The organism is Zhongshania aquimaris, from assembly GCF_019312595.1.
Taxonomy (GTDB): domain Bacteria; phylum Pseudomonadota; class Gammaproteobacteria; order Pseudomonadales; family Spongiibacteraceae; genus Spongiibacter; species Spongiibacter aquimaris.
The window spans coordinates 1-12231 of record NZ_JAHWDQ010000010.1; the positions used below are offsets into that span (position 1 = coordinate 1).

At 47.2% G+C, this 12231-nt stretch carries 12 protein-coding genes; 3 read left to right on the top strand and 9 right to left on the bottom strand.

Translation table 11 applies throughout. The features are described from left to right. Positions 1-99 precede the first annotated feature (99 nt). Together KXJ70_RS19125 and KXJ70_RS19130 are read right to left on the bottom strand one after the other, a co-directional pair. Positions 100-1080, bottom strand: a complete 981-nt coding sequence (locus tag KXJ70_RS19125; RefSeq protein WP_255558594.1) for a DEAD/DEAH box helicase — start codon at positions 1078-1080, stop codon at positions 100-102. 4 nt (positions 1081-1084) lie between these two features. Next, positions 1085-1624 carry a VspR family transcription factor gene (locus tag KXJ70_RS19130; protein WP_219045145.1) on the bottom strand — a complete coding sequence of 180 codons (540 nt, stop codon included), beginning with the start codon at positions 1622-1624 and terminating at the stop codon, positions 1085-1087. A gap of 67 nt (positions 1625-1691) precedes the next feature. On the opposite strand from KXJ70_RS19130, the gene KXJ70_RS19135 reads away from it, so the two are divergent. Beyond that, complete coding sequence (locus KXJ70_RS19135) at positions 1692-1949, top strand: helix-turn-helix domain-containing protein (RefSeq protein ID WP_255558595.1); 258 nt, start codon at positions 1692-1694, stop codon at positions 1947-1949. Between the two features lie 8 nt (positions 1950-1957). On the opposite strand, the gene KXJ70_RS19140 is transcribed toward KXJ70_RS19135, so the two are convergent. Further along, on the bottom strand, positions 1958-2908 hold the full coding sequence (locus tag KXJ70_RS19140) for a site-specific integrase (protein WP_219045147.1): 951 nt from the start codon (positions 2906-2908) through the stop codon (positions 1958-1960). 261 nt (positions 2909-3169) lie between these two features. Here KXJ70_RS19140 and KXJ70_RS19145 point away from each other — a divergent pair, with 261 nt between their 5' ends. Then, positions 3170-4204, top strand: coding sequence for a DNA-binding protein (locus KXJ70_RS19145; RefSeq protein WP_159238037.1), 1035 nt, complete (start codon positions 3170-3172; stop codon positions 4202-4204). 106 nt (positions 4205-4310) lie between these two features. Here KXJ70_RS19145 and KXJ70_RS19150 read toward each other — a convergent pair whose 3' ends face one another. From KXJ70_RS19150 to KXJ70_RS19665, 6 genes are all read right to left on the bottom strand, one after another. Continuing rightward, positions 4311-4631 carry a P-II family nitrogen regulator gene (locus KXJ70_RS19150; protein ID WP_008250279.1) on the bottom strand — a complete coding sequence of 107 codons (321 nt, stop codon included), beginning with the start codon at positions 4629-4631 and terminating at the stop codon, positions 4311-4313. A 93-nt stretch (positions 4632-4724) separates the two neighbouring features. Beyond that, on the bottom strand, positions 4725-7868 hold the full coding sequence (locus KXJ70_RS19155) for an efflux RND transporter permease subunit (RefSeq protein ID WP_219045148.1): 3144 nt from the start codon (positions 7866-7868) through the stop codon (positions 4725-4727). 89 nt (positions 7869-7957) lie between these two features. Next, a complete protein-coding gene (locus tag KXJ70_RS19160; RefSeq protein WP_219045149.1) occupies positions 7958-8893 on the bottom strand; it encodes an efflux RND transporter periplasmic adaptor subunit in 936 nt (311 codons plus the stop codon). Continuing rightward, entirely contained in the window at positions 8890-10230 is a 1341-nt protein-coding gene (locus KXJ70_RS19165; RefSeq protein WP_219045150.1) for a TolC family protein, read from the bottom strand. The genes KXJ70_RS19160 and KXJ70_RS19165 overlap by 4 nt, the downstream gene beginning before the upstream one ends. Positions 10231-10711: 481 nt before the next feature. Then, positions 10712-11143, bottom strand: coding sequence for a cation efflux transmembrane domain-containing protein (locus KXJ70_RS19660; RefSeq protein WP_439655085.1), 432 nt, complete (start codon positions 11141-11143; stop codon positions 10712-10714). Positions 11144-11145: 2 nt separating this feature from the next. Beyond that, positions 11146-11598, bottom strand: coding sequence for a hypothetical protein (locus KXJ70_RS19665; RefSeq protein ID WP_439655086.1), 453 nt, complete (start codon positions 11596-11598; stop codon positions 11146-11148). A 79-nt stretch (positions 11599-11677) separates the two neighbouring features. Between KXJ70_RS19665 and cadR the strand changes: the two genes are divergently transcribed. After that, the gene (gene cadR / locus KXJ70_RS19175) at positions 11678-12076 is read left to right on the top strand and encodes a Cd(II)/Pb(II)-responsive transcriptional regulator (RefSeq protein WP_219045151.1); all 399 of its coding nucleotides are present in this window, start codon (positions 11678-11680) and stop codon (positions 12074-12076) included. The last annotated feature ends 155 nt before the right edge of the window (positions 12077-12231 follow it).

Consider the following 12231-nt stretch of genomic DNA (forward strand, 5'->3'; position numbering starts at 1 on the left):
GGATTGTTAGTATGAAGCATGAGAGTTACCTTTTTGTTTTGATTTAAGATTCGACACCTTTATCAAAACGGGTAACTCTCTCTTTTTCAAGAAGATGTGTCAGATCAGATCTGAACTTCTACAGCTAATCATACCGACCGAGACTATCCACTTATCATTAGCCTCTCGAAAATCTCGAATGGCTTCTTGTGCATCCTCGTGTAAATACGTTACCACACGGGCGGAATCACCCGTTTCACACTCTATAATTTCTGCTATTTTAATAGCGTGATCAACATTAGCCGCGACAACTAAAGCACCGGCGTTGGATTGCTTTCGCCTTACCTGCTTAAGCTTTTTTGCAGTTACCTTAACCATGTAAGTAATCAAATCATCGCTTTCTAACAGCTGCTGATAAGTGCATTTTGATTGTTTGAGTAGCTCCGCGAATGAACTATAGCGCTCGCTCTCGTCACCGGATAGTAATGTAATGTCTTCATTGTCTACGGCAATGATCTTCGGTGTCCTGCATACGCTATCCTGAATTGCTCGCTCTAATCCGTAGCTGTAACCACACTGTATAATGCCATTTACGCAATAACTTGAGAGCGCTATGGGTATTTTGTCGGAGCGCCACGGTGTCCCAGTTAACGCAAGCGTATAATTCGCTTTGCCTTGTATATGTTGGATAATTTTCTGACCCCAGACATTGGTGTTGTCTAGGTTATCGCCAGCGCAGTGATGTATTTCATCAAAAATAGCTAATGTTTTGAATTGAGACAGGAGGGTCCAAAATGCTGAATCTGAGCTAGGCATTGACTGGTAAGTCAGGGAACGCCCCTTTGACCCTAAAAATCCATCTAATCTACAATTTAATTGGGATTCAAGTGATACTTGGAATGATGTGGCTACATTCACGGAGGGTGAAAAAACAAAAACAAAATCAATTTTCCCTGCGGCCATTAGTTCTTTCGCTATTTGCGACGCCATGAATGTCTTGCCGGCGCCTGGGGTTGCTAGGCAAAGAAAGTGTGGATGATCTGTTTTATATTGCGCTAAAGCAGCTGTGATTGCTTCTTGCTGCCATTGCCTGAGCTGCATAGTGTTACCCTGCATGTTGGGAGAGCATGTTTTCAAGTGCTTTTATCTTGCCAAGCAGCGTGGCCCCGCGCTCACGAGCCTCGTTATACAAGTTTTGTGCGCTTTCACGCAGATCAGGGTGGTCATTGCAAAGCGCACTGTATTCTTCAGATTCACCAAGAGCGCAAAGCATGTCGGACCTGTACTGGCTGAGCTTCTCTTTTAATATTAATTCATGTGGGCGTAAAGCAGAGCTTGGATGCTGTATGACCTCCGCCATTTTGAATTCTTCTTTGTTTGCAGGGCGATCTACAACGGTGCTTATAAATATTGATGTTAACTGATAGCGTGGCCACCTATTGTTGTCAGACAGCTTTTTCATCTGGCCATGCTCCATTAACCGGAGCATTTTGCGATAAACATATTGCCTCGCGGACTTTTTAGCGGTGTGCTGGCTTTCTGGGTGCTTGAGGTATTTTTGAGTCAGCTGTGCAACAGTGAACGGCGTGTCAGACATGTTTTGTAAAACATGAAGAAGTGCTGGCTTAATATGTATGTCTTTCATGAAGCAGTACGTCGTCTTTTCTGTCTCGAATTTCGCGACATTCTACATTGTCTCTATCATCGAGACAATGAAACCATCTCCCTACACTATTCACTACGACAACCTGCGAGCTTGGCTGAAGCAGCAGCGGGAGAATAGCGGGTTGTCGCTACGTGCGGCATCGGCGATGATGGGGCGGCATCATTCTGTTTTGGGTAAAATGGAACAGGATCGCAGAAAGATTGAACTGTCAGAGTTCATTGAATACTGTGAAGTTATTGGTGCCGATCCTCATGAGGGTATGGACGTCATGATCAACTCTTTGAAGACATCAAAACTCGTGTAGTTGGGGGCTCACATATTGCTATCAGGTAAATTTAGGCCTCTTTTGTTGTTTTGACTTAAAAAAGGATCGTCAGCTTCAATATATTTCAGTGCCGTCTTAACGTCTTTCCAGCCCACATACTCCATCAACGCCTTTATATCCCATTGCTGAGTATTGCTCCAGCTCGCAAATCCGCGCCGCAATGAATGACTACTGTATTCATCTGCGTCGGGAATGCCTGCAAGCGTACAACTCTGCTTAATAATTGTAATGACGCTGGCCGGGTGAAGTGGTTTTTCACTGAGGTGCCCCCAGCGATTGATTCCAGGGAAGAGGGGGCCTTCTCGTAACTGCGCTTCGCTAACCCAGTCTAGGTAAGCTGAAACTGGACAGAGCTGTAGCAATGCGGGTACACGAACAACGCGGCCTTGCGCGCTGCGATCTGTTTTGCTCCGCGGAAGAAATATTTCAAGCCCTTTCTCAGGTGCCACACTCACGTTCTCAATGTTGATACGAGTTAATTCATCGCTGCGAAACGCCCGCCAAAAACCAATGAGAAATAAGGCTTTGTTACGTACTAATGTCAGGCGGCGAGGGCGTGTGCATAGCTCAGATCTCAATACCTCGTCGAACCACGATACGACCCTGTTGAGGTCTTCAAGCTTGAGCGGCTTCGCTTGTGTCTCGGTATGTGGGTGTAGTTCGGCTATGCCTTTGAGCACTTTTTTGACATGCGGTGATTTGGTGGGGTCGGGGAAGCCTTGGTCATTGTGCCACGCAGCAAGTCCAGCTAAACGCAGTTTTAGGGTGTTGATAGCCAAAGTCGGTGCGTAATGTGCGAGGTATTGCGCGACGCTATCTGCCGTCGCTGGCAGATAGCCACCCCATACAGATTCATAGTGTTCTATTGCTGCGCGGTAGCTCTTTCGGGTGTTTTCGCGTGTCGCGGCATGAATGTATCTGTCGGTGGGGTTAGTCATTAGGTGCCTTATATAGTGACAGTTTATCCAGAGAATGTCGTGCGTGTGGCGGCCTACTCGTGCATGTCTTCACCGCGATTACCTGAGCCAACGCCGATTCTGTACTGAAAAGAGCCTCAAGATTACGCTTTTTGCCATGACATTAAATAAGTCTCCCTTATTTAATGTCATCCAAGCGCTATCAAGCGAATAGCGTTAGCTATAATATAGTATGTATATACATGATACGTAATACAGTACGATATTTACTGGAGATGATTTATGGCTAGGGGTGGAATCAACAAAGCATTAGTCTTAAAAGCGCGGGAGGAAGTGCTTAAAAAAGGGCAAAACCCCTCCATAGATACGATACGGATCGCACTTGGCAACACCGGTTCTAAGTCCACTATTCATCGATACCTCAAAGAATTAGAAGAAGAGTCCGCCACCAGAATGGACGATGTTGAGCTACTCAGTAAGCCTATTAAGGAGCTTATTACACGTTTGGCCGCAGGATTAAGGGAGGAGGCGAACGTTATCGTTGAGCAGCAAGCAGATAAATTTGAACAACAATTACAGGACCTTCTCTCAAAAAATAGTGCGTCAGAGCAGGCTTTAGACGTACTGAGCAAACAAAATGCTTCGCAATTACAAATGTTAGAGTGCTTAGAAACTGATTTAAAAGGTAGGGATATCGCACTGACTCATTCTGCAGAAAATGCGGCCGAAGCAAAACAAACCGAATCAAAACTGACAGCATTACTCAAGGAAAAACAGACCCAAATTGAGTCGCTGGAGGAAAAGCATCTTCACAATCGTGAGGCCCTTGAACACTATCGGCAATCAGTTCAGGAGCAGCGCGACCAAGATCAACGCAGGCACGAGCAGCAAGTCCAACAGTTACACGCAGAAAATCGCGTTTTAAATCAAACTTTGTCGCTTAAGCAATCCGATATCACGCAGCTAAACAAGGATAATTCACGCTTTATCTCGGAGCTTGGCGCCGCTCAAAAAGCACTAAGTCTCCTGACATCCGAGAAAAATGAACTTGAGAGCAGAGTAAAGGCATTAGCATTGTCTGAGCAGTCACTAAATATCGAGTTACGCAACTCCCGAGAACAAATTGAATCCTACTCTGTAGAAAACGGTAAATTGAGGCAAGAATATGGAGGTCTGCAGTCCAAACAACAGGCTTCAATCGTTAAAATAGCTATGTTGGAGGCTGGGGTTAGTGCTAAAAATGACGTAATTAATCAACTTATCGCTGGGGCCACAGGGGTAATCACTGATAACGTCCCGGACAATCACATCAAATAATTTCCCGCTCGAATAATTCCGTAAGCAGTTTTCAGGGCTTTGATTGAAAAGCCTATGATTGCCTACGGAGTTAAAATTTAGTTGATTTTGGGTGCGAATCTCGCTGTTAGCTACCCGGCCCGCCTATAGGCAGTGCTTGCTCTATGGGGCTAACATAAACCCAGCCGGAGATATGTGGGCCAATTCTTCCAGCCGTACGAATAATGCCAGTGACATCATCAACTTGAGAATCCTCACAGACTAGTGAGATTCGAACCTCAGAAATAACAACACCAGCATCTGTTGAATACGATTGTTCGGATTCGCTAAGTGGTTTTAGCGTCCCCTTTACATCTAGCAGGGTTAGATTTTTATAGCCGGCATCGCGTAATGCTTCAACTACAATGGCGGATCTGACATGGTGTATAAATGCTTTGATTTGTTTCATAACGGTATTCCATGAATTAGTAGAGCGATATTTATGGTTGTGGATTTGTCTGGCCATAAGTAATGCACAGCCTTATGGCCAGACGGTAAAGCATTAAGATGCCATTTGACTCTCATCACTCTCAGGGATGTTTTTTGGTTTGCGGTAAGCCATACGGTATAAACCGGGCAAAACCAGTAGGGTTAATAGGGTAGAGGAGATGATTCCCCCGATAACCACCGTCGCGAGTGGCCGCTGCACTTCCGCACCCGTGCTGGTGTTGAGGGCCATCGGCAGAAATCCGAGCGCGGCTACCAATGCGACCATTAGTATCGGCCGTAGACGTAACATCGCGCCTTCTTTGATCGATAGATCGATATCATTACCCTGCACCAGCTGATCTCTAAACGCCGAGACCATCATTACGCCGGTGAGTACCGAAACACCGCATAGCGTAATGAAGCCAACGCCTGCGGTGATAGACAAGGGGATGTCACGCAGCCAAAGCGCAATGACACCGCCAGTTAGCGCCAGTGGCACACCGCTGAATACGAGTGCCGCATCTTTCGCAGAACCAAAGGTCATCATGAGTAGGGCAAAAATCATGACAAGTGTCACGGGTACTAAGAGGCTTAACCGCTCCGTTGCGGATTGGAGTTGCTCAAACGTACCACCGTATTCCAGCCAATAGCCGGGCGGCAAGGTCACCTCTCGTTCAATTTGAGTTTGCACATCGGCAACAAAACCACCTAAATCCCGGCCCCGTACGTTGGCACTAACAACGAGGCGACGCTTACCATTTTCGCGGGAAATTTGATTCGGCCCCGGTGCCAGCGTGAGCGTGGCGACTTCATTGAGTGGTACGTAGCCTCCTTGCGGGAGTGGTATCGGCAACCGTTCTAGCGCTCGCAAGTCGTTGCGGATTTCCTCCGCCACCCGTACGACGATAGTAAACCGTTGGTCACCCTCAAAGATTAATCCAGCTTCTTCGCCACCTGTCGCAGCTGCTAATACCTCTTGGACATCAGCGACGTTCAGACCGTAGCGGTATAGCGCCGGCCGATTGGCTTCAACCGACAATATAGGTAAACCAGAAACCTGCTCTACTTTGACGCCTTCGGCACCCTCAACGCCGTTAAGCGCCGTTGCAATCTCAGAACCTGATTTCAATAACTGATCTAGATCGTCGCCGTAAATCTTAATGCCTAGGTCTGAGCGAACACCGGAAATCAGTTCATTAAAGCGAAGCTGTATCGGTTGGCTGATCTCGAACGCGTTTCCGGGGATGAGCGTTAGTTTTTGCCGGATATCTTCTAGCAATTGGGCTTTAGACTTGTCGGGGTCGGGCCAGTCTGCACGATCTTTCAGCATCACATAGCCATCAGAGATGTTTGGCCCCATGGGATCACTGGCAACCTCTGCGGTACCGACGCGTGAGAAGTAGGTTTTTACTTCCGGTATTTCCAGTACGGCGCGTTCAAGCCGAAACTGCATGTCGAGGGATTGAGTAAGGCTGGTGCCGGGAATACGCAAAGCCTGAATGGCAATATCACCTTCATCCAGGTTTGGAATAAACTCAGTGCCCATTTTTGTGGTCAATCCACCAACAGCGATGATTAGCAGTACCGCGCCGGCTAATACGCTGAAACGGAATTTGAGTACCCACGCCAGAACTGGGGTATACACCCGTTTTGATTGACGAACAATGATGTTGTCTTTTTCTTCAATATGACCACTGAGCAACAGTGCAACTGCAGCGGGCACAAAGGTTAATGACAGCACCAAGGCCGACAATAAGGCGATGATCACGGCCATGGCCATGGGCGTAAACATTTTTCCCTCCACGCCGGTGAGAGCGAGGATCGGCAAGTTTACTAAAATCACCACCAGAACGCTGATCAAGCTTGGCGTGAAAACTTCCCGTGTCGCGGCGAAAACGGTTTGGAAGCGTTCATCCAGTTTGAGTATGCGGCCGAGTTGATGCTGCCTACCAGCCAGTCTTAGTATGCAGTTCTCAACAATAATCACTGCGCCGTCGACAATAAGACCAAAATCGAGCGCTCCCAAGCTCATCAAGTTGGCACTGACTTTGGCTTGTACCATACCGGTCATGAGCATTAGCATTGACAGCGGAATGACCATCGCAGTGAGCAAAGCGGCGCGGACGTTGCCGAGCATGACTAATAAAACAACGACAACCAGTACGGCACCTTCAAGTAGGTTCTTCTGTACGGTTGCAATGGTTTTATCGACGAGTACCGTTCGGTTATAGACGGGCTCGGCGGTGATCCCTTTGGGCAGTGTTTTATTGATTTCCACCAGCTTTGCGGAAACCGCTTCCGAAACACTGCGACTATTACCGCCCAACAGCATCACGGCGGTGCCGAGTACGGTTTCTTCCCCATCGCGGGTTGCCGCGCCGGTACGGAGCTGTTTGCCAAAACTGATGTCGGCGACATCTCCTACTGTTATCGGGATACCGTCTTTGTGAGTGACGATGATCTTCTCCAGTTCAGCAATGTCGGCAACTTGCCCAGGTGCGCGAATAAGATATTGCTCACCATTTTTTTCAATGTAACCCGCACCAACATTAGCGTTGTTTTTTTCTATTGCCTCAACCAAGTCATCAAAGCTTAAGCCGAAGGTTAATAGTCGCGCAGGGGTCGGAGTGATGTGAAACTCTTTTTCAAAACCTCCGATCGTGTTGATTTCCGTCACACCATTGACCAGACGCAACTGGGGACGAATGACCCAATCTTGCAAGGTGCGCAAGGCAGTCGCATCATATTTCTCGCCGTTTGGCTGTCGGGCATCGTCGTCTGCGTGCACCGCGTAGTGAAAAATCTCCCCGAGGCCGGTCGCTACTGGCCCCATCACGGGTTCAATGCCCGAGGGCATATCACTTTTGGCCTGCTGCAAACGTTCATTGATCAGGTTGCGGGCAAAGTAAATGTCCGTCCCTTTTTCAAACACAACGGTGACCTGAGAGAGCGCATATCTCGACAAAGAGCGGGTACTCTCTACGTAAGGTAATCCGGTGATTGCCAGCTCGACCAAGTAGGTAATCCGCTGCTCTACTTCCAGCGGTGAGTAACCGGGTGCACCCGTATTAATTTGTACCTGTACATTGGTGATATCGGGTACAGCATCGATGGGCAGGTTTTGATAATTCCACACACCGAGTGCACTGATGGCGAGCGCAAAAAACATGATCAGCCAACGGCGTGCAATTGAAAAATGAATAAGTTTATCGATCATAGCGAGGCCCTACTACGGTCTCGCACCACGAAATAACGTAGTGCTGGTGGCAATAGCTGCGGTTGGAGTTCGCAGTGCGGTGGATGTGATTAATGTCCATGCTCAGCATCCTCCTTGCCCATTTCAGATTTCAAAACAAAGCTATTTTTGATTACGTATGTTTCGCCAACTTTTAGTCCACGCAGTACTTCGCTGGCTTCGCCATCTGTGCGACCTAAGGTGATATTACGAGGTTCAAAACCCTCGTCTCCTTTCACGAAAATAACGGTTTCACCTTCGATCAGTTGCACAGCTTCATTGTTGATAACAGTGGCTGCAGCAGTTTCTGTTTGGGTGATTTCGGCATTAACAAAAAGTCCAGGTTTCCATAGGTTATCGACATTGTTCAGCAGGACGCGCGCTGTGGTGGCTTGATTAGAAGGGTTACCCTGAGTGGCAATAAAGATAATTCTCCCTTCGCCAGTGCTGGCGTGGTTAGTGCTTTTTATCCTTACCGTTTGCCCTAATGAGAGCTTGGCGATGTCTTTGGGGAACACGGAAAGATCTACCCAAACACTAGAGTAATCTTCAACAACAAACAGTGTTTTATCGTTTGTCTGTTCGCCAATATTGGCGTTGCGCTGACTAATGACACCATTAAGTGCAGAATAAATAGGATAGGTTTTTAAGCTTTCATTCGCCTCAACAGTGACAAGCACATCACCTTTGCGGACGTTATCGCCAATGGTTTTATTGACGGCGCGGATGACGCCGTCATAGCGGGCTGTGACGGCTTGGGTTTGTTCCGCGTTGCTCGTAATAACCCCGTAAACGGCTAATGTCTCGCGAATTGCGCCAGGCCCAACTTGGGCTAGGCCGATACCCGCGTGCTTCATTTGCTCTTGAGAGAGTTCAATGTGGCCCTCGTCATGATCTTCTTCATCGCCATGTCCACTTTCGGCATGGGCGACTAATACTGAAAAACAAATTGTGGCGTAGAAAATGGCATTAATAATGGGTGTTTTAATCGTATCGTATATATTCATTGTACTGTTCCTGAGAAATCGCTTGATACGCTATAGAGCGTCGAGGACAAGGGCTCTGCTGTTAGCTGTTCAATTTCGGCGCCATAAGTGAGTGCAGACGCAGCCGCTTCGATCAGTGTGCGCTGAGCATTCAGTAACTCCTGCCGTGCAGACACGTAATCCAAATAGCCATAGCGCCCACGTTCATAGGCAGTTTGCGTTTCTTTGAGTGCATCTCGCAGCGCAGGGATGATGGTGCTTTGTAGTGTTTTGGCCGCGAGAATTGCTTGCTTTCTATTGTGGAATGCACGGAACAATTGTGTGTGCATACTCAGTAAAGCCACTTCTTTATGTACATAGATTTCATTGCGCTGGGCACGCGCGGCAGAGACCGCCCCTGTGTTTCTTCTGCCGGAAAACAGCGGCATGCTGAAGCCGGCCACCAGTGCAGAATCATCGTTTGCTTGAAATCGACGCACGCCTAGCGACCAACTGACATCCGCTTTCGACTGTGTTGTGGCAACGCGCAGTTCGGCATCCTTGAGGCGCTCTTCAGCCGCAAAAATGAGGATTGCTGGATTCTTCTCCATTTTTGCGAAGAGCGAGTCAAACTCAATATCGGTGCCAAAGTGATATAAATCACCTTCAAGTGTCACAAAATTAGGCGTTTTTTCACCCCAGAGCGCAGCGAGGGAAACTTTTAAGTAGTTAAGCTGCTGTTGGGTGGACTGTAGCGTTAGGCCAGCCTGTGACGCAGCCGCGAGTGCCCGTTTCACCTCTGCTTCAGGCGCTGCCCCAGCTTCGGCGCGCCGTCTCACGATATTAAGCGTTTCATTGGCAAGCCTATTGGCTTCTCTCGCAAGGGTAACCTGCTCCTGTGCAGCAAGCGCATCCACATAACGTCGGGTCACTTCGCCTAATAATTCCAATGATTCCACTTGTCGCTGTGCATCGATCACTGAGCGACTACTTGAAACAATACCCCGCCTCGCTGAGCGCTTATCACCCATTTCCAAAACAGAGGAGAGCGAAACGGTAAGTTCTGCGCCATCAAACCCACTGAGCTCATCAGCGCCAGAAAAGTTTTCTGCGTCAATTCCTAGCTCATAGGCAGGTTTTAGCGCCGCAATTTGCATCTGCCCACTTAGCGCAGAATTGCGAAACTCAAAAACCTTTAATGACGGGTTTAGCTCGATAGCACGCTTAAGTGCGGCATTGAGCGTAAGGGAGTTATTTGTAGCTTCAGCGTGCGCAAAAGATACTTGCCAGCCGAAAAACAAACATAAAAGCACCAGCTTTTTAAAGCTGTGTTGCGTGCGCCATACGAATCTCGTAGGCATAAAAAAGCGAATAGCCATGTAAAAATCCACGTTTAATAGACGGAACCATGCCGAACATTACGGAAATAACCGAAATGTCGTTAGATTAGTAAAACGTAGGCTTAAACTTTGGGAGGGCGGTAGAAGGAGAATAGCGGGTCGTTAGGAATCGCCATATTATATTGGGTTTTGAGTAATACAGTGCTCGGAGCAGATGAAAATGACAGGAGTGCCGGAACTAGCTGGCCATGATGACAAAAACCGCAGTGGTCGCAGTTGTCTAGATGTGTCGAATCTTTGGTATTAAGCTGCTTAACAATTAATTCGTTTTGAGTGATGTCACTTTGATCAAATACAGCCAATGGACTTGCGTCTTGAACGTCATGGTTATCCGCAAAAGCAAATACTGACTGGCAAGCAATCAGTATTATCAGCAGATAAGATGTCCAATGTTTAGTCACAATTAACCTTTTTAATGAATTCGGTTTGGTATCATTTTGCGTGTGAAAAGCGAAACTGTTTACGATTTCAATTTCAGAATTCGGTGCGCGCCATGGAGCACTAGTCCGGAAATAAGCAAGCCAATTACTAGATCAGGGTAGCGTGATCCTGTCATCGCAACAAGTACACCGGCCAAAATAACACCCACATTGGCAATCACATCGTTCGATGAGAATATCCAGCTTGCCTTCATGTGTGCGCCATCATCCTTGCTTTTAAATATCAAAATCAGGCATGTTGCGTTGGCGATCAAAGCGATAACACCAAAGCACATCATCAGAGTGGAAGCTGGTTCACTGCCAAACATAAATCGTCGTATCACTTCACTTAGCACACCTAAAGCTAACGCCAGTTGCAACCAGCCTGAAAGGTGAGCAGCTTGTAGCTTTCTTTTGGCGCTGCGACCCACTGCGTAGAGTGCCACGCCATAAATCGAAGCATCAGCCAACATATCTAGCGAGTCTGCAATAAGTCCCGCAGATTGTGCCCACCAACCAATAATTCAACGACAAACATGCTTGCGTTAATCACAAGTAACCATTTTAGGATGGTACCTTCTTTGAAACTTGCCTCTTTTGCTGACGCTATCGCTTGCGACAGTTCATCGTGGTCTAAATTGTGAGTAGCTTTAATTTTCGCGCCGAGGCTAAGCGAATCCAAACGAGACTGTATGGCGACAAGGTTGCCACTGTGAAATACCTTCAGCATGCGGTTGGGTGTGTCAAATTCTAGAACTACATTCGGTTCAATGCGCTCTAGAGCCATCTGAATTATGCGTTCCTCAGAAGGACAATCCATCTTGGAAACCACAAACTGGCTAACGTAGATTTTATCGGGCTGCAGGGTGCTTATAGTACCTTTATCATCGATATTCTCTGCAGATTGGCCATTGCCAGTCAGTGTCATTGCGCCGCTCCTTTTACTTTAAATCATGCTTAGCTTAAACTCTATGGTAACTATAGAGTCAAGCATTAAGGTGAGATTGGTGAAAATTGGAGAGCTAGCTAAGTTAACTGGGTGTTCTGTGCAGTCCATACGGCACTATGAAAAAGAAAAACTGTTGGCCACGCTGCGGCGCAGTGACGGTAACTTTCGCTTGTATGATTCGGCGACGGTAGACCAGCTAAAGTTCATCAAGCATTGTCGAAGCCTTGATCTTTCGCTTGCCGAAATTCGGCAACTTATCGCGCTAAATCAGCAGCCGGGAATGGGATGCGAGGATGTGAACAGAATGATTGATAGCCATATAGAGCAAGTTGCACTTCGAATAAATGAGTTACAAGACCTTCAAGACAAATTGATGGCGCTGCGAACTAGCTGTGCCAGTCAAAGCACTGTTAAAGAGTGCGGAATTCTTCAAACTTTGTCGGTATCTCGAAAATAACTTGAGAGTTACTACCTAGGCGGCAGCAAAGGTGTAGAAGTTCAGATCTGATCTGACACATCTTCTTGAAAAAGAGAGAGTTACCCGTTTTGATAAAGGTGTCGAATCTTAAATCAAAACAAAAAGGTAACTCTCATGCTTCATACTAACAATCC